The organism is Reyranella sp. GW821-FHT14A01, from assembly GCF_058803965.1.
Map to the genome: position 1 here is coordinate 66,035 of NZ_JBXAPM010000002.1, position 18,404 is coordinate 84,438.

14 protein-coding genes are annotated in these 18,404 nt (G+C 66.7%); 5 read left to right on the top strand and 9 right to left on the bottom strand.

What is annotated here, in order from left to right:
• Window positions 1–50: 50 nt before the first annotated feature.
• From AC1ROX_RS04110 to AC1ROX_RS04130, 5 genes are all read right to left on the bottom strand, one after another.
• A complete protein-coding gene (locus tag AC1ROX_RS04110) occupies window positions 51–3,236 on the bottom strand; it encodes an efflux RND transporter permease subunit (RefSeq protein ID WP_493122686.1) in 3,186 nt (1,061 codons plus the stop codon).
• 19 nt (window positions 3,237–3,255) lie between these two features.
• Entirely contained in the window at window positions 3,256–4,470 is a 1,215-nt protein-coding gene (locus tag AC1ROX_RS04115) for an efflux RND transporter periplasmic adaptor subunit (RefSeq protein WP_493122688.1), read from the bottom strand.
• A 76-nt stretch (window positions 4,471–4,546) separates the two neighbouring features.
• On the bottom strand, window positions 4,547–5,140 hold the full coding sequence (locus AC1ROX_RS04120; RefSeq protein WP_493122690.1) for a DUF938 domain-containing protein: 594 nt from the start codon (window positions 5,138–5,140) through the stop codon (window positions 4,547–4,549).
• Window positions 5,137–7,437 carry a xanthine dehydrogenase family protein molybdopterin-binding subunit gene (locus AC1ROX_RS04125; protein ID WP_493122692.1) on the bottom strand — a complete coding sequence of 767 codons (2,301 nt, stop codon included), beginning with the start codon at window positions 7,435–7,437 and terminating at the stop codon, window positions 5,137–5,139. The genes AC1ROX_RS04120 and AC1ROX_RS04125 overlap by 4 nt, the downstream gene beginning before the upstream one ends.
• Window positions 7,434–8,747 carry an NAD(P)/FAD-dependent oxidoreductase gene (locus AC1ROX_RS04130; protein WP_493122694.1) on the bottom strand — a complete coding sequence of 438 codons (1,314 nt, stop codon included), beginning with the start codon at window positions 8,745–8,747 and terminating at the stop codon, window positions 7,434–7,436. Before AC1ROX_RS04130 ends, AC1ROX_RS04125 begins: the two co-directional genes overlap by 4 nt.
• A gap of 112 nt (window positions 8,748–8,859) precedes the next feature.
• Here AC1ROX_RS04130 and AC1ROX_RS04135 point away from each other — a divergent pair, with 112 nt between their 5' ends.
• From AC1ROX_RS04135 to AC1ROX_RS04155, 5 genes are all read left to right on the top strand, one after another.
• The gene (locus tag AC1ROX_RS04135) at window positions 8,860–10,449 is read left to right on the top strand and encodes a flavin-containing monooxygenase (RefSeq protein WP_493122696.1); all 1,590 of its coding nucleotides are present in this window, start codon (window positions 8,860–8,862) and stop codon (window positions 10,447–10,449) included.
• A 243-nt stretch (window positions 10,450–10,692) separates the two neighbouring features.
• The gene (locus AC1ROX_RS04140) at window positions 10,693–11,229 is read left to right on the top strand and encodes an SRPBCC family protein (RefSeq protein WP_493122698.1); all 537 of its coding nucleotides are present in this window, start codon (window positions 10,693–10,695) and stop codon (window positions 11,227–11,229) included.
• A 25-nt stretch (window positions 11,230–11,254) separates the two neighbouring features.
• Window positions 11,255–11,887 carry a YceI family protein gene (locus tag AC1ROX_RS04145; protein ID WP_493122700.1) on the top strand — a complete coding sequence of 211 codons (633 nt, stop codon included), beginning with the start codon at window positions 11,255–11,257 and terminating at the stop codon, window positions 11,885–11,887.
• Window positions 11,884–13,080 carry a serine hydrolase domain-containing protein gene (locus AC1ROX_RS04150; RefSeq protein WP_493122702.1) on the top strand — a complete coding sequence of 399 codons (1,197 nt, stop codon included), beginning with the start codon at window positions 11,884–11,886 and terminating at the stop codon, window positions 13,078–13,080. Before AC1ROX_RS04145 ends, AC1ROX_RS04150 begins: the two co-directional genes overlap by 4 nt.
• A gap of 17 nt (window positions 13,081–13,097) precedes the next feature.
• A complete protein-coding gene (locus AC1ROX_RS04155; RefSeq protein WP_493122704.1) occupies window positions 13,098–13,517 on the top strand; it encodes a VOC family protein in 420 nt (139 codons plus the stop codon).
• A gap of 168 nt (window positions 13,518–13,685) precedes the next feature.
• Here the strand turns inward: AC1ROX_RS04155 and AC1ROX_RS04160 are convergent, their stop codons facing one another.
• The 4 genes from AC1ROX_RS04160 to modB form a co-directional block, all read right to left on the bottom strand.
• On the bottom strand, window positions 13,686–14,915 hold the full coding sequence (locus AC1ROX_RS04160; RefSeq protein WP_493122706.1) for an aminotransferase-like domain-containing protein: 1,230 nt from the start codon (window positions 14,913–14,915) through the stop codon (window positions 13,686–13,688).
• Window positions 14,916–14,983: 68 nt separating this feature from the next.
• On the bottom strand, window positions 14,984–16,603 hold the full coding sequence (locus AC1ROX_RS04165) for an FMN-binding glutamate synthase family protein (protein WP_493122708.1): 1,620 nt from the start codon (window positions 16,601–16,603) through the stop codon (window positions 14,984–14,986).
• 53 nt (window positions 16,604–16,656) lie between these two features.
• Window positions 16,657–17,718: a molybdenum ABC transporter ATP-binding protein gene (gene modC, locus AC1ROX_RS04170; RefSeq protein WP_493122710.1), complete on the bottom strand. Its 1,062-nt coding sequence runs from the start codon at window positions 17,716–17,718 to the stop codon at window positions 16,657–16,659.
• On the bottom strand, window positions 17,715–18,401 hold the full coding sequence (gene modB / locus AC1ROX_RS04175; RefSeq protein ID WP_493122712.1) for a molybdate ABC transporter permease subunit: 687 nt from the start codon (window positions 18,399–18,401) through the stop codon (window positions 17,715–17,717). Before modB ends, modC begins: the two co-directional genes overlap by 4 nt.
• Between the last annotated feature and the right edge of the window lie 3 nt (window positions 18,402–18,404).

Consider the following 18,404-nt stretch of genomic DNA (forward strand, 5'->3'; position numbering starts at 1 on the left):
CCGACGACCACAATCGCCCGCGTCTGACGGCGCGGGCGATTGCGAGTGCCTCAATCGCCGGCGGCGGGGACGCCTTCCGGCGGTGGGGCGGTCGGCGTGTGCTTCGGCTTCTTCTTGGCCTTGCGGCGTTCCTCGAAGCGCTGCAGCACCGTGAAGAAGGACGGCACGAACAGCACGGCGAGGCAGGTCGAGGCGATCATGCCGCTCATCACGCAAAGGCCCAGCGAGATGCGCGAGTTCGCCCCGGCGCCCGTTGCCGTCACCAGCGGCACGACGCCCAGGATGAAGGCGAACGAGGTCATCAGGATCGGCCGGAAGCGTGTGCGGGCCGCCTCAATGGCGGATTCCATGATCTCCATGCCTTCGGCGCGACGCTCGCGCGCCACCTCGACGATCAGGATGGCGTTCTTGGCGCCCAGCGCGATCAGCAGCATCAGGCCGATCTGCGTGTAGATGTTGTTGGCCAATCCGACGGATGTGAGCGCGATGGCGGGGCCGCTGAGCGCCAGCGGCACCGCCAGGATGACGCCGAGCGGCGCGATCCAGCTCTCGTATTGGCCGGCGAGGCAGAGATAGACCAGCAGGATGGCCAGCGCGAAGACGTACATCAGCTGGTTGCCGACGATGTTCTCCTGGTAGGCCATGGCCGTCCATTCGTAGCCGGTGCCGGGCGGCAGGATCGCGTTGGCGATCTGGTCCATCAGCTCGATGCCCTCGCCCGAGCTGAAGCCGGTGGCGGGCGAGCCGACGATCGCGGCCGAGGGGTAGAGGTTGTAGAGGCTGATCAGGGGCGGCCCGAGCGCGGGCTTCAGCTCGGCGATGGCGCCGATCGGCACCATCTGGCCGTCGAGGTTCTTCACCTGCAGCTTCAGGATGTCCTCGGGCCGCGTGCGGTACTTCGATTCGGCCTGGATGTAGACCTGGAGGCTGAGGCCGAACTTGTTGAAGCGGTTGACGAAGGTCGAGCCCATGTAGCTCGACAGGGTCGTGAAGACGTCGCCGACCGGGACGCGCAGCGCCTCCGCCTTGACCCGGTCGACCTCGATGCGGACATGCGGCGCGCCGGCACGGAACGAGGTGACGAGGTTGGTGAGGGCCGACTGCGTGCTGGCATTCTTGACCATCGCGTCGGTCACGGCCTGCAGCTTCGTATAGTCGAAACTGCCGTCCTTCTGCTCGATCTGCATCTGGAAGCCGCCGGCATTGCCGATGCCCTGGATGGCGGGCGGCACGATGACGAAGGCGCGGCCGTCCTCGAGGGACTTCAGCTTCTCCATCAGGCCCAGCACGATCGAGCGCAGGTCCTGGCCGGGCTGCTTCAGGCGCACGTTCCAGTCCTTCAGGATGACGTACGACACGGCGGCATTGGCCAGCGGCGAATTGCTGTCGAGCACCGACATGCCGCCCAGGGCCACGACGTTCTCGACGCCGGGCGCGGCCATGGCGATCTCGGCGGCCTTCTGCAGCGTGGCCCCGGTACGCTCGAGCGAGGCGCCGTCGGGCAGCTGCACGCCGATGATCAGGTAACCCTGGTCCTCATTGGGAATGAACGCGGTCGGCAGGCGGGCGACGCCCCAGCCGCCGATTCCGGCCGCGACGAGCGAGATGACCACCATGATGCCGGCGCGATGGACCATGTGGCCGACGATCCAGGCGTAGCCGTCCTCGAGCTTGTTGTAGACCTTGTTGAAGCTGCGGAAGAAGATATTGCGCTTCTCCGGCGGCGTTGCCGGCCGCAGCCACATGGCGCACTGGGTCGGCTTCAGGGTGGCGGCGTTGATGGCGCTGATCAGCGCCGTGGCGGCGATGACCAGGGCGAACTGGGCGAACATCTGACCGGTGAGGCCCGGCAGGAAGGCGGCCGGCAGGAACACCGACATCAGCACCAGGGTGATGCCGATCACGGGCCCGAACAGCTCGTCCATCGCCTTGATCGACGCGTCGTGCGGGGTCATCCCGCGCTCGATATGGTGGGCGACGCCCTCGACGATCACGATCGCGTCGTCGACCACGATGCCGATGGCCAGCACGATGCCGAACATGGTCGTGGTGTTGATGGTGAATCCCAGCGCGGCCATGGCGGCGAAGGCGCCGATGATTGTCACCGGGATGGTCGTCGCCGGGACCAGCATCGCGCGCCAGTCCTGCAGGAAGATCACGATCACGATCAGGACCAGGATGCCGGCTTCGATCAGGGTCATGAAGACCTCATGGATCGACGCCGTCACGAAGCGCGTGGTGTCGAACGGCACTTCGTAGGTGAGGCCCTCCGGAAAGGTCTTGGACAGCTCGGCCATCTTGGCCTTGACGCGCTTGGCCACGTCGAGCGCGTTGGCATCGGGGAGCTGGTAGATGGCGATGCCGGAATTGGGCTTGCCGTTGATGTGCGAGGTCTGGGAGTAGGTCTGGGCGCCCAGCTCGACCCGGCCGATGTCGCGGACCCGCACGATCCGGCCGCCATTGCCCTGGTCGGCCTTGACGATGATGTTGCTGAACTCCTCGGGCGTGCTGAGACGGCCGACCACGTCGATCGTGTACTGGAAATCGAGCCCCTTGGGCGCCGGCGGCTGGCCGACCTGGCCCGCGGTCACGTCCTGGCTCTGCTGCTGGATCACCTTGCTCACGTCCGAAGGGGTGAGTCCGAAGGTGTAGAGCTTCTCGGGATCGAGCCAGACCCGCATCGAGTACTGGCCGACGCCCAGCACGTTGACGTTGCCGACGCCGGGCAGGCGCGCCAGCTCGTTGACCAGGTTGATGGTCGCGTAGTTGCTGAGATAGAGGCTGTCGTAGCGCTGGTCGGGCGACGTCAGCGAGATGATCTGCAGGATCGACGTCGACTTCTTCTGGACGACGAGGCCCTGCGCCTGAACCGGCGCCGGCAGCGACGCGAGCGCGGCACTGACTTGATTCTGCACCAGCACCTGCGCGAAATCGAGATCGGTGCCGATCTCGAACGTCACCGTGAGCGTGTAGGTGCCGGCGTCCGTGCTGTAGGACTGCATGTAGATCATCTTCTCGACGCCGTTGACCTGCAGCTCGACAGGCAGGGCAACGTCGTTGACGACGACCGCGGCGCTGGCGCCCGGGTAGGTCGTGGTGACCTGGACCGTGGGCGGCACGACATTGGGATACTGCGCGACCGGCAGGGTCGCCAGCGCCACGCCACCGATCAGCACGATGATGATGGCGAGGACGTTGGCCAGGACCGGCCGATTGATAAAGAACGCTGAAATCATGGCTGCGTCTCCCCGCCGATCACTTCGGTGCGGCGGGTGCGCCGTCGGTCGTCACGGGGATCGTCGTGAGCTTGGGAACGACCTTGGCGCCGGGGATCGCGGCGCCGTTCATGTTGAGCACCACCTGGTCCTCGGCCTTCAGGCCGGTCGAAATGACCCGCAGCCCGTTGGGAAGGAGCTGCCCGGTGGTGATCCGGGTCTGGAGGACGACATTGTCCTTGTTGACCGTCAGGACATATTTGCCGGCCTGGTCCTCGGCGATCACGCGGTTGGGCACCAGCAGCGCTTCCGCGGCGCCCAGCCCCTGCGGGACCTTCACCCTCACGAAGAAGCCGGGAATGAGCGCCCGCGTCGGGTTGTTGAAGAGGGCGCGCACCAGGATCGTGCCGGTGTTGGCGTCGAGCTCGGGCGAGACGTAGTTCAGGAAGCCCTTGTGGGGGAAGCCCTGCTCGTTCATCAGGCCGATCTCGACCGGAACCTTGCTCAGCTCCTCGACGTCGATGCGGCGGTTCTTCAGGTTCTGGCGGATCGTCAGCACGTCCTGTTCGCTCATGTTGAACGTGACGTACATCGGGTCGAGCTGGACGATCGTCGCCAGCTTGGTGGCGTTCGTGGCGCCGACCAGTTCGCCGACCGAGACCAGATGCTTGCTGACGATGCCGTCGAACGGCGCGGCGACCGTGGTGTAGCCGAGGTTTGTCTGGGCGATCGTGAGGTTGCCTTCGGCATTCTCGACATTGGCCCGCGCATTGTCGCGCTTGGCCTTGGCGGTGTCGTAGGTAGCCTGGGCGGAGACGTTCTGGCGGAGCAGGGTCTCCTGGCGGACGAACTCGGCCTCGGCCTGGGCCAGCGAGGCCTTGGCGCCGTCGAGCTGGGCTTCGCCTTCCTTGACCTTGGCCTGGTACATCGTCTGCTCGATGCCGAAGAGCTGGTCGCCCTTCTTCATCTCCGAGCCGTCGACGTAATTCTGCGAGGTCAGGAAGCCCTCGACGCGGGCGACGAGGTCGACGGTCGCGAAGGCCACCGTATTGCCGGTCAGCACCTCGAACGGCGCCACCTCCTGCTTCACCGGCACGCCGACCGGCACCTCGCCGGGAGGCGGCGGCTGGAACTTGTTCTCGGGCTTGCAGCCCGCGAGCAGCGCGGCCAGCGCGACGGCTCCCAGGAAGGGAGCCAGTGCCCGAAACGGTCTCGTGACTGCAAATACTACGGCTTCATCGCTACGATTCGACATGTTCCGGACGATGCTCCCCGCGAGGCCGGCCCAAGCGTTAGCGCATCCCCTGCACGATTGCCACCGCCCAGCGGCTTCACAGCCGCTTGAAGAGCAGCGACAGATTGTTCGCCGGCATCTCGACGATTTCCGGCTCCGAAAAGCCCTGGCCTTGGGCAAGTTCTGTGACGGTCTCCAGGTCGCGCACGCCCCATGCGGGATTGCGCCGCTTGAGGTCGGCGTCGAAGGCTTCGTTGCTGGGCGCCGTATGCCGGCCGCCGCGCCGATAGGGGCCGTAGGTGAAGAGCAGGCCGCCGGGCGGCAGCAGCCGGGCTGCGCCCGTCACCAGCCCGATCGCCGCCTCCCAGGGGGCGATGTGGATCATGTTGCAGCAGAGGACCGCGTCCGCCTGCTCGACCGGCCAAGACTCCTTGGTGACATCGATTTCCAGTGCCGGCCGCACATTGCCGAGGCCCAGGGCCCGCGCCCAGTCGTCGACGCTGGCGCGGGCGCCGGCATCGGGGTCGCTGGGCTGGAAGGTAAGGTCGGGCCGGTTGGCGGCGTAGTGCACGACGTGCTCGCCGGTGCCGCTGGCGATCTCCAGCACCAGCCCTTTTGCCGGCAGGCGCGGCTGCAGCACCTCGAGGATCGGTTGCCGGTTACGGGCCGCCGCCGGTGCTTCGCGTCTCATCGTGCCTCCTGGATGGCTTGCCAGATCCGCGAGGGGCTCGCCGGACCGTGGAAGCCTTTCACGCCGAGCGGCGCCAGCGCGTCAAGGATGGCGTTGGCGATTGCCGGAAACGCCGCGATTGCACCGGCCTCGCCGCAGCCCTTCACGCCCAGCGGATTGGTCGTGCAGCGCGTGGGATTGAAGCCGAGGTCGAACGACGGCAGGTCGTCGGCGCGCGGCAGGGCATAGTCCATGAAGGAGCCGGCCACCATCTGGCCCGAGGCGGGATCGTAGGTCGCGTGCTCCAGCAGCGCCTGGCCCGAACCCTGCGCCATGGCGCCATGCGCCTGGCCGGTCGCGATCATCGGATTGACCAGCACGCCGTAATCGTCGACCGCTGTGTAACGGGCCAGGTCGACGCGGCCGGTGTCGCGGTCGATCTCGACCTCGACGACATGCGCGCCGTTGGGAAAGGTCATGTGCTCGCGCTTCCAGGCATGGAACGTGTCGAGCGGCGTGCCCTTGTCGCGGCCGATTGCGGCGACCTCGATCAGGCCGATGGCACGGTCGGTGCCGGAGACCACGAAGCGCCCGTCCTCGAAGCGGATATCGGCTTCGGATGCTTCGAGCGCATCGGCCGCCAGCGCGGTGCCCTTGGCGACGATCTCGTCGGAGGCCCTCCAGATCGCCGTGCCGCCCATGTAGGTGGCGCGCGAGCTGCCATGGCCACCGCCGAACGGGATCGCGTCGGTGTCGCCCTGCACGAGGCGGATGCGGGCGTTTGGCACGCCCAGCCGGTGGGCGAGGATCTGCGGGAAGGTCGTCTCGTGGCCCTGGCCGATATGCTGCGTGCCGGTGATCAGCGAGACCGTGCCGTCGGCCTCGAAGCGCACATCGACATTCTCGTCGGGCGGCCCGCCGGTCGCCTTGATGTGATAGGCGAAGCCCAGGCCGCGCAGCCGGCCGCGTCCCTCGCTCTCGCGCCGCCGCGCCTCGAAGCCCGCGCAATCGGCGCGTGTCAGCGCATGGTCGAGCGATTCGGCGAAGTGGCCGCTGTCGACCTCGAAGCCGAAGGCATTGGTCATGGGCATCGCAGCGGCTGGCACCATGTTCCGGCGTCTGAGGTCGGCGCGGTCGAAGCCGGTCTGCTGGGCCGCCGCATCGATCAGCCGTTCGACGATATTGATCGCCTCGGCGAAGCCCGGCCCCCGGGTCACGCCGATCGGCGCGGTGTTTGTGACAACCGCCACGACATGCAGCGCGATCGATTGGATGCGGTACACCGAGCCCTGCAGGTGGATGTACTGGTAGGTCTGCACGCCGCCGCCGGCACCCGCCATGTAAGCGCCGAGATTGGCGAGGCTCGCGATCTTGAGGGCGAGGAACTTGCCTTCGGCGTCGAGCGCCAGCGACGCCTCGGCCTGCATGTCGCGCGCCGCATGGTCCGACAGGAAGACCTCGCTGCGACTCGCGATCCATTTCACCGGCCGGGCGACCCTGAGGGCAGCCCACAGGATCAACGCGTGCTCGACATAGGCGAAGTTCTTGGCGCCGAAGCCGCCGCCGACATCGTGCGCCACGAAGCGAACGTCCTTCGCCTCGGCGCCCAGCGAGCGCGCCACGAAGTTGCGATTGATGTGGATGTTCTGGCTGGAGACGTGGAGCGTGTAGCGGCCGGTCGCCGGATCGAAGGTGCCGACGCCGCCGCGCGGCTCCATCGGGTTCATCACGATGCGATGATTGTCGAGATTGAGCGACACGACATGGGCCGCCGTCGCGAACGCCGCTTCGGCGCCCGCCGTATCTCCGGTGTGCCAGTCGATGCAGGTGTTGTTCGGGATCTCGTCGGCGAGCTGAGGCGCGCCTTGTCCGCGTGCGGCCTCGGGTGACGTCACGGCCGGCAGCGGCTCGTAATCGACCATGACCAGCTCTGCAGCATCGAGCGCCTGCGCGTGCGTCTCCGCCACGATCAAGGCGACGGGCTCGCCGGCGAAGCGGACCTTGTCCGAGGCCAGCAGCGGCTGCGGCGTGAAGGCGAAGGGCTCGCCCGTCTGTACGTTCGCCTCGGCGTAGGGACGCAGCGGCTTCAGCCCGTCGGCAGCCGCGTCGGCTGCGATGAGGACGGCAAGGACGCCAGGCGCAGAGCGTGCGGCCGTCGTGTCGATCGACCTGATGAGCGCATGCGCATGCGGCGAGCGCAGCACGACGGCCTGTGCCACGCCGTCGAACTTCAGGTCGTCGAGATAGGCGCCGTGGCCGGTGACGAAGCGTGCATCCTCGCGCCGTAGGGCTGAGTCGCCCATCCGTTCGATCGTCATGTCCGCACCGTCTCCGCGTTCTGCGCCTGGCGCTTCTCGTCCCACCAGTCACGCATCTGGAGGCCCCAGTAGGCAAGCTGCGTCGCAGTCCGCCCGACGGAACCGCCCGCCCAGCCGGTGCCGAACGGCGCGAACAGGCGCGCGCGAAACGGATCGCCCAGGATGCCCGAGACGACCGCATCGGCGCCCGCCGCCGTCTGCGCGACGCCATGGCCGCCGAAGGCCGAGCAGACCCAGAGGCCGGGCTCGATCTCGCCGACCTGGGGCATCTTGTGCGGCGCATAGCCCATGATGCCGGGCCAGGCATAAGCGATGCCGATCTCGCCGAGCTGCGGATAGACCGAGATTATGTCGCCCCGCATCATCTCGCGCAGCCGCGGCGGCTCGCTCGTGTCGGTGGTGATGCGGCCGCCCCACAGCAGCCGGTCGCCGTCGACGACGCGGTAATAGTCGCCGGCACGGCGTGTGTCGGAGATCGCGCAGGTCCATCGGATGGCCTCGCCGAGACGGGGTCCGAGCTTGTCGGTGACGGCGACATAGGTTGCAACCGGTAGCACCGCCCGCGCGATGCGTGGCTGCACGACGCCGAGATCGGCGTTGCCGGCCAGCACGACATGCCGTGTCCTGACGGCGCCGCGCGCGGTGCGCAGCCGCCAGAAGTTGCCCTCGCGCATCAGCTCGATGGCCTCGGTGTTCTCGTGGATCGCACCGTCGTGGCGTTCGATGTCCTCCGCCAGCGCCAGCACGAAGTTCAGCGGATGGATATGAAACGAGGTCGGGTCGTGGATCGCCTGATGGTAACGCGCCGTGTCCAGCACGCTGCGTGTGCGCTCGGTCGGCCAGGGTTCGAACGCAGCGCCGAGTTGCTCCGCCAGTCTGTGTGTGCGGTCGGCGAAGCCCGCACCCTGGTCGGTGCGCGCGACGCTGAGCTTGCCGGTGCCCATCAGGATGTCACGCCGGCCGAACTCCGCGATTGCCTCGCGCACGATCGCGACGCCGCGTTGCGACTGCGCATAGAGCCGGCGCGTGTGATAGAGCCCCAGCCGGTCGATCAGTGCGCCGGACCGCTGGGCAAAGCCCGGCCCGACGAAACCGCCGTTGCGGCCGGAGGCACCCCAGCCGATCCGCCGCCGCTCCAGCAGCACCACGCGCTTGTCGTGCCGGGCCAGCAGCCGCGCCGTGTGCAGGCCGGCAAAGCCGCCGCCCACGACCGCGACGTCGGCCTCTTCCTGCGTGGCGAGCGGCGCACGCACCCTGTCCGCGTCTCGCGTGGCGGCATACCAGCTCGCCGGATAGTCGTTCTCGGCCATTCCATTCTTCTCCGCGAGAAGAGGTGCCATGGGAAGGCTTGCGCGGTCACCTCCTCTCCCGCACTAATTTTATCAGGGACTTTCTACCGACTTCCGCAATTCTGGAGGACGCATGTCGATCGATTTCGATGCGGTGATCATCGGTGCCGGCTTCGGCGGCATGTATATGCTGCACCGGCTGCGCCAGAAAGGCTTTACGGCGCGCGTGTTCGAGGCCGGCAAGGGTGTCGGCGGCACCTGGTACTGGAACCGCTATCCCGGCGCGCGCTGCGACGTGGAAAGCGTCCAGTATTCCTACCAGTTCTCGCCCGAACTCGAGCAGGAATGGGAGTGGTCCGAGCGCTACGCCACCCAGCCCGAGTTGCTGCGCTATGCCAACCACGTCGCCGACCGCTACGACCTGCGCCGCGATATGCGCTTCGAAACACGCGTCACCAAGGCCGTCTTCGACGAGACCGCCAATCTCTGGACGGTCGAGACCGAGAAGGGCGACATCGTCACGGCGCGCTTCGTGATCACCGCGATGGGCTGTCTGTCCTCTCCCAACACGCCGAAGATTCCCGGCCTCGAGGATTTCAAGGGCCCGACCTATCACACCGGCAACTGGCCACATGAAGGCGTCGACTTCACCGGCAAGACGGTGGGCGTGATCGGCACCGGCTCCTCGGCCATCCAATCGATCCCGGTGATGGCCGAGCAGGCGAAACACCTCACCGTCTTCCAGCGCACCGCCAACTACACGGTGCCGGCGCACAACAAGCCGCTCGACCCGGACTATGTGCGCCAGGTGAAGGCGAGCTATCCGGAGATGCGCAAGCGGGCCAAGACCAAGCCGGCCGGCATCGACTTCACGATCAATCCGGCCTCGGCCGCCGAGACGCCGGAGGAGGAGCGCACCCGTGCATTCCAGGCCCGCTGGGATTACGGCGGGCTGGGCTTCATGGCCTCCTTCTCGGACCTGCTGCTGAGCGACGACAGCAACAAGCACGCGGCCGACTTCGTGCGCGCCAAGATCGGCGAGGTCGTGAAGGATCCGAAGACGGCGGCGGCGCTGGTGCCGAAGAACATCATCGGCTGCAAGCGGCTCTGCGTCGACACCGGCTACTGGGCGACCTTCAACCGGCCGAACGTGACCCTGGTCGACATCAGCGACGAGCCGATCGAGCGCATCACCGCCAGCGGGCTACGGGCCAAGGGCGAGGACTACACGTTCGACTGTCTCGTACTGGCGACCGGCTTCGACGCGATGACCGGCGCATTGCTCAAGGTCGATTTCCGCGGCCGCGGCGGCGTCAGCTTGAAGGAGCGCTGGAACGAGGGTCCCAAGACCTATCTCGGCCTGACCGTCGTGGACTTCCCCAACCTGTTCATGATCACCGGCCCGGGCAGCCCCTCGGTGCTGACCAACATGCTTCCCTCGATCGAGCAGCATGTCGACTTCATCGCTGACTGCCTCGAAGCGTTGCGCGCCAAGGGCAAGACGGTGATCGAGGCCGAGCCGCAAGCGCAGGAATCCTGGGTCGGCCATGTCGGCGACGTGTCCAACATCACCCTGCGCTCGACCTGCAGCTCCTGGTATGTCGGCGCCAACATCCCTGGCAAGCCGCGGGTGTTCATGCCCTATATCGGCGGCCTGCCGGCCTACATCCAGGCCTGCGAGCGGGTCGTCGCCAACGGCTACGAGGGCTTTGCCCTGGCCTGACTCAAAGGCCCCTCCTCGCGTTCAGGATGATAATTTTGCTGGGGGCGCGCCACTCCAGTGGCGCGATCTTCTCCTGCTGCAAACGAAGACGCGCCACTGGAGTGGCGCGCCCCCAGCGCGGCGCAGTTCGAGTTTCGCCCGCCCGACCCCGCAAGGAACCATGGCCATAGTTCATTGACGACAGCCATCGTATCGTCCTAAGTGTTAACTTGTCGGTTAACTAAAGGCGACGCGAGGCCTCGCATGTGGAAGATCCTGGGCATCGTCGGCGCAATCGTCGTCGTGGCGATTGCGGCGATCCTGATCTACGCCTCGACCAAGCCCGATTCGTTTCGCGTCGAGCGTTCGACGGCGATGAATGCGCCGCCCGAGAAGATCTTCCCCTATATCGACGGCCTGAAGCGCTGGACCGAATGGTCGCCCTACGAAGGGCGTGATCCGGAGATGAAGCGCACCTACAGCGGCGCCGAGAGCGGCAGGGGCGCCGCCTACGAATGGGACGGCAACAACAATGTCGGCAAGGGCCGCATGGAGATCCTCGACTCCAAGCCGCCGCACAAGGTCGTGATCAAGCTCGATTTCCTGAAACCCTTCGAAGGTCACAATACGGCGGAGCTGACGGTGGAACCGAAGGGCGGTCAGACGATTGTCACCTGGTCGATGTACGGTCCCAGCACTTTCATGACCAAGCTGATCGGCACGTTCATGGACATGGACGATATGATCGGCCGGGATTTCGCGGCCGGATTGGCGAAGCTGAAGACCGTCGTCGAGAAGTGAACACACACTGATCGAGGAGGATCATATGACCCGCGGATTGCGCACGCTTGCCGTCGTTCTGGCAATGGGCCCGATGGCCGCGCTGGCACAGGCGCCGGCACCGATGGCCCTGCCGCCCGGCGTCTTCGCGGCTGAGCGCGACATCGCGCTGGCGACGGCCGGTGCCTACACGCTCGACGAAATGCATACGGCGGTGATCGTCCGTGTCTCCCATATCGGCTATTCGCAGAGCGTGTTCCGCTTCGATCGGGTGAAGGGCTCGCTCACCTGGGACCCGGCGGCGATCGAGAAGTCGCAGCTTTCCGCCTCGGTCGATACAGCGTCGATCACGACCAACGTTAAAGGCTTCGCCGAGGAACTCACGAGCGACAATTTCCTGAAGGCGAAGGCCTTTCCCGAGGCCACCTTCGTCTCGACTTCTTTTAAGCCGGTCGACAAGACGCGCGGCAAGGTCGAGGGCCAGTTCACGCTGATGGGCAAGACGCGGCCCGTGACTTTCGACGTCGAGCTGGGCGGCGCCGGCAAGGGCTTCGAGGGCAAGCCGCGCATCGGCGTTCACGCCTTCGCCACCATCAATCCGCAGGATTACGGACTGCCGTCGCTCTTCGCCGACCCCATCCAGATCCAGATCGACACCGAGTTCGAGAAGAACCCGTGAAGTCGGGACTTTCCAAGACGCGCCTCGCACGGCTGGGTGGCGCGCTCGCCCACAGCGTCGAGAAGGGCGAGGTGCCGGGCGTGGTCGCGCTGATCCATCGCCACGGCGAGACCCATGTCGAGGTGCACGGCACCCTGGCGCGCGGCGGGAAGGATAAGATGCGGCGCGACACGATCTTCCGCATCGCCTCGATCACCAAGCCGATCGTTGCGGCGGCGGCGATGATGATGGTCGAGGAAGGGCTTCTAAGACTCGACGATCCGGTGGACGAGCTTCTGCCCGAGCTGGCGAACCGCCGGGTTTTGAGAAAGCTCGACAGCGAGCTCGACGACACGGTGCCGGCGAACCGCTCGATCACCCTGCGCGACCTGCTGACGTTCCGTCTCGGCATCGGCGCGGTGATGGTGTTCCCGTCGAAGCATCCGATCCAGAAGGCGATGGACGAGGCCGGCGTCGCACCCAATCCGTATCTCGCCACCGTCTCGGCCGACGAATTCATGAAGCGCCTGGGGGCCTTGCCGCTGGTCCATCAGCCGGGCGAGCGCTGGATGTACCATACCGGCGCCGAGGTGCTGGGCGTGCTGCTGGCGCGCGCCGCCGGGGCGTCGCTGGAGAAGGTCCTGAGCGAGCGGCTGTTCGAGCCGCTGGGCATGAAGGACACGGGCTTCCATGTGCCGCGGGGGAAGCTGAAGCGGCTGGCCAGCGCCTATATGCGCGATCACGGCTCGGGCGAGCCGGTCTTCTTCGACGATGCGAAGGAAAGCCGCTGGGCCGAGCCGCCCGCCTTCGAATCGGGCGGCGGCGGCCTCGTCTCCACGGTCGACGATTATCTCGCCTTCAGCCGCATGATGCTGGCGAAGGGACGGCACGGCCGCAAGCGTCTCCTGTCGCGCCCAGCCGTCGAGCTGATGACGACGGACCAGCTCCTGCCGTCGCAGAAGGAAGGCGCCGACCTCTTTTTCGGCGAGGCCAAGAGCTGGGGCCTCGGCCTCTCCGTCACCGTGCGGCGCACCGATCTCTGGGAGACGCCGGGCCGCTTCGGCTGGGACGGCGGCTACGGCACTTCGGCCTACACCGATCCGCAGGAGGACATGGTGGGCCTCCTGTTCTCGCAGCAGATGATGGATTCACCCCAGGCGCCGCGCTTCTACACCGGCTTCTGGAACGGCGCGTACCAGGCCATCGACGATTGATCAGAGGAGGAAGGCAAATGGCAATCCAACCGTATCTGTTCTTCAACGGCCGCTGCGAGGAAGCGCTCGACTTCTACAAGGAGAAGCTGGGCGCCAAGGTCGACATGCTGATGCGCTTCAAGGAGAACCCCGACAAGGGCGCGGCCGATCATATGAAGGTCAATCCCGAAGCCGTCATGCATGCCAGTATGCATATCGGCGACGCGATGATCATGTGCTCGGACGGCATGGGAAGCGACGGCAAGACCAACTTCCAGGGCTTCTCGCTGGCGCTCAACGTCGCCAACGAGGCCGAGGCGGACAAGGCCTTCGAGGCGCTGGCCAAGGAAGGCGAGATCCAGATGCCGATCGGCAAGACGTTCTTCTCGCCGCGCTTCGGCTGCGTCGCCGACAAGTTCGGCGTCTCGTGGATGGTGATCGTTCCGCAGGAGATGTGAGACTGGTCGAGGTCTCTTGATGGAGCGCGCAACTCCAGTTGCGCTCAAAGCTTCGTCGATTAGCAAGGGATGAGCGCAACTGGAGTTGCGCGCTCCATTGATCGGCTTCGACAAAATAGAAAGGCCCGGCGGAGTGATCCGCCGGGCCTTTCCTTTCAAAGGAGGAATCTAATTCTTCTCCACGTTGGCCGAGCGGAGCGGCACGCCGAACTCGCGGCGGCAGACGTCGGCCAGCACCTCGACGCCCTTGCGGATGGTCTCGGGCTCGGGGTTGGCGAAGCAGAGCCGCAGGCGCGAGCGGGCATAGTCCTTGTTGGTCGACCATTCCGGACCGGGATTGAGCGACACGCCGGCGGCCAGCGCTGCCTGCGCGAGCTTGGTCGTGTCCACCTGGTCAGGCAGCTTGATCCAGAGATAGATGCCGCCCTCGGGATCGCCGAATTCGGCATCGGTGCCGAACTGCTCGGCCAGCGCCTCGCGCAAGGTCTGCAGCTTGGCTGACAGGGTCTTGTTGAGCTTCGGCACGTGGCTCGTGAAGTGCTGCGTGCAGAACTCCGCCAGCACCATCTGCTCCAGCGCACCGGAGCCCGCATCCTGCTTCAGGCCGAGGATGCGGGCCAGGATGTCCCACTTGGCCACGATGTAGCCGACCCGGAGCGCCGGCGCGATCGACTTGGAGAAGGAGCCGACGAAGATGACGCCTTCGCCCTTGGCCATGGCGTAGAGCGACGTCGGGCGTTTGCCGCTCCAGACCAGGTCGGAATAGCACTCGTCCTCGAAGATCATGACGCCGTATTCGGCCGCGATCTTCAGCAGCTCGGCGCGGCGCGCCTCGCCCATGATGGCGCCGGTCGGGTTCTGCACCGTCGGGATGGTGTAGATATACTTGGGCTTGATGCCCTTCTGCTTCAGCTCCTCGAGCTTCTGCTTCAGCAGGTCGAGGCGCAGCCCCTCATGGTCGAGCGGGATGCCGACGATGTTGACGCCGAGCTTGTTCAGCCGGGTCAGCGCGCCGCCATAGGTTTCCTGCTCGATGATGACGGTGTCGCCCTTGGCCAGCAGCAGGCTGTTGACCAGGTCGAGGCCCTGCAGCGAGCCCGAGGTGATCAGGATCTCGTCCGACGCGCAGTCGATGCCGGCATGGTCCTTGAGCTTGGCCGAGAGGAAATCGCGCAGCGGCTTGTAGCCCAGCGGGCCGCTGTTCAGGCTGTAGGTCGCCAAGGTCGTGCCCTCGCGCTTCAGCACCGCCGTGGCGGCGTCGATCAGGGCCTGGACGGGCACGCTGCCGGCGTCGTTGTGACCGCCGACGAAATTGTACTTCGGGAATCCGGTCCACTTGACGGCGGGCGCGGGCGTGCCGGGCGCCAGCAAAGGCGCGAAATCGAACGGTGCGGTCATGGTCGTTTCCTCTTTGGTTGCCCAATTGCTGGGCCAACCAAAGGGGATTCGCAACAGATTTGCGGCGATCAGGCCGTCGCGCGGAACGAATCGGTGTGAGCCATGTCCCAGGCCCGCCGCCAACGCTTGTCGCTGGTGCCCGACACCAGTTCACCTTCTGCCAGCGCCGGATAGAGGTCTGCATAAGTCGCCACGATGCTTGGCGAGACGCGGCGGGTAATATGGATGGGCTTGAAATCGGTCGGATGGTCGAGGCCCGCGGCGGCGGTCAGCTCGGCCAGCTCGCTCAGGGTGGCGCGATGGAAGTTCGCCACCCGCTCCATCTTGTCCGGCACGACCAGGGCCCGTTGGCGCGTCGGATCCTGGGTGGCGACACCGGTGGGGCAGCGGTCGGTGTGGCAGGACTGCGACTGGATGCAACCCACGGCGAACATGAAGCCGCGCGCCGAGTTGCACCAGTCGGCGCCCAGCGCCATCGCCCGGATGATGTCGAAGGCGGTGACGATCTTGCCGGCGGCGCCGATCTTGATCCGGTGGCGGGCGCCGATGCCCACCAGGGCGTTGTGAACGATGTGCAGGCCCTGCCGCATCGGCTTGCCGACATGGTCGAGGAACTCCAGTGGCGCCGCGCCGGTGCCGCCCTCCTTGCCGTCGACGACGATGAAGTCGGGATAGATGCCGGTTTCCAGCATCGCCTTGCAGATCGCCAGGAACTCCCATTCATGGCCGACGCAGAGCTTGAAGCCGGCCGGCTTGCCGCCCGAGAGGCGACGCATCTCGCCGATGAACTGCATCATCTCGATCGGCGTCGAGAAGGCGGTGTGATGCGAGGGCGAGATGCAGTCCACGCCGACCGGCACGCCGCGGGTCAGCGCGATCTCCTCGCTGACCTTGGGACCCGGCAGCACGCCGCCATGGCCTGGCTTGGCGCCCTGGCTGAGCTTCAGCTCGACCATCTTGACCTGCGGATTGGCGGCGCCTGCGGCGAACTTCTCGGCCGAGAAGGTGCCGTCGGCATTGCGGGCGCCGAAATAGCCCGACCCGATCTCCCAGATGATGTCGCCGCCGCCCTCGCGATGATAGGGGCTGTAGCCGCCCTCGCCGGTATCGTGGGCGAAGCCGCCCAGCTTGGCGCCGCGGTTCAGGGCGCGGATGGCGTTGGCGCTGAGCGCGCCGAAGCTCATGGCCGAGATGTTGAAGATCGAGGCTGAGTAGGGCTGCGTGCAGTCGGGCCCGCCGATATTGATGCGGAACGGCTCCTTGCTGACCGGCGTCGGCGAGATCGAGTGCGTCATCCACTCATAGCCTTCGGCATAGACGTCGTGGGTGGTGCCGAACGGTCGGACGTCGAGGGACGACTTGGCGCGCTGGTAGACGATGGCGCGCCGGTCGCGCGGGAAGGGCATGCCGTCCTTCTCGCCCTCGAAGAAGTACTGGCGCATCTCGGGCCGGATCGCCTCGAAGATGAAGCGCATGTGCGCCGCGATCGGATAGTTGCGCAGCACGGCGTGCTTGGTCTGCGTGTAGTCGTGGAGGCCGACGCAGGCCAGGAAGAGGGCGACGAGGAACCCGGCGCCGACCCACCAGGAGGGGTCGACGGCCCAGGCCGCTCCCAGCAGGACGGCCATGAGCGTCGCCAGCGTCCAGGTTATGAATCGCGGCGAGAGCGGCAGCGGCATCGATTTCATGGCTTCCTCGGGTTCATTGGCGGGCCGGACGGCCCACCCTCAGTCTAGCGCAGTTAACTGCGTTCGAATGACACGCTCTTGACGACGGCATAGACCGGCCGCCCGGGCGCCAGAGCGAGGCGCTCGACCGATTTGGCGGTCAGACGGGCCATCAGGACGGCGCCGTTGCAGTCCAGCCGCACATCGGCCTGGGCATTGGCGGTCGGGATGATGGACGCGATCTTCCCGGCCAGCACGTTGAGCGCGCTGATCTCGTGGGGCGGCTGCAGGCTCAGCATCACGTCGCGCGAGCGGATATAGGCGCGGACATGGGCCCCGACCGGCGCATTGAGCCGCGGCACCTGCAGTTCGCCGGCGGCGCTGTGCAGCACCGAGAGCTGGAAGGCCTCGTCGTGGCGGTCGACCGTGGCCTCGATGACGGAACCGCCGTCGGTGGCCTCGGCCAGCGGCAGGATGTCGAGGACCGGTCCCACGGCCGTCACCCTGCCCTCGGTCATGATCACGACCGTCGTGGCGAGCCGCGCGACCTCGGCCACCGAATGGCTGACATAGAGGATCGGAACGCCGGCTTCGTCGCGCAGCCGCTCGATGTAGGGCAGAATTTCCGAGCGCCGCGATTCGTCGAGCGAGGCCAGCGGCTCGTCCATCAGAACGAGGCGCGGCCGTGCGAGCAGGGCGCGGCCGATGGCGACGCGCTGCTTCTCGCCGCCCGACAGGGATTCGGGATTGCGCTCCAGCAGATGGCCGATGCCCAAAAGGTCGACGACGGCGCCGAGATCGGCCGTCGCGCCGCCATTGCCGCGCGCGAACCAGCGGCCGTAGAGCAGGTTGCGGCGCACGCTGAGATGCGGGAACAGGCGGCTGTCCTGGAAGACGTAGCCGATGCGCCGTCGGTGCGCCGGCACGAAGAGGCCGCGTTCGGTATCGACGAGGGTCTGCCCGTCGATGGTGATGCGTCCGCGATCCGGGCGGATCAGGCCGCCCACGATGCTGACCAGGCTGGTCTTGCCGGAACCCGACCGGCCGAACAGCGCCGTCAGTCCCGGCGCGGCCGTGAAGCGGGCCTGGAGATGGAAGCTGCCGCGCTTGTGGTCGACGTCGACGTCGAGGCTCATGCCGGCTGCCGCCGTGCGCCGATGCGCTTGGCTAAAAGCTCGGAGCCGAGCAGGGCCAGCATGGAAATGGCGATCGACACCAGGGTGAGGCGCATTGCGGCGGCGTCGCCACCCGGCACCTGGGTCAGCGTGTAGATCAGGGCCGGCAGGGTCTGCGTCTCGCCGGGAATGTTGGAGACGAAGGTGATGGTGGCGCCGAACTCGCCCATCGACTTGGCGAAGGCCAGGATCGCGCCGGCAATGATGCCGGGCAGGCAGAGCGGCAGGGTGACGGTGGCGAAGACCCAGAGCGGATTGGCGCCCAGCGTGCCCGCCGCGGCCTCGAGGCGCTGGTCGACCGCCTCGATGGACAGGCGGATGGCGCGCACCAGCAGGGGAAAGCCCATGACGGCGCAGGCGAGGGCGGCGCCGGTCCAGCGGAAGGAGAAGACGATGCCGAACTCCTCGGCCAGGAACGCGCCGACCGGTCCGCGCCGGCCGAACGACAGCAGCAGCAGGTAGCCGGTGACGACCGGCGGCATGATCAGCGGCAGGTGGACCAGCGTGTCGAGCAGGCTCTTGCCCCAGAAGCGCCCGCGCGCCAGCAGCCAGGCGATGGCGATGCCGAACGGCAGGCTGGCGACCGTCGCCGTCGTGGCGATCAAAAGGCTCAGCCGGACGGCCGTCCATTCTTCCGGAGTCATGTC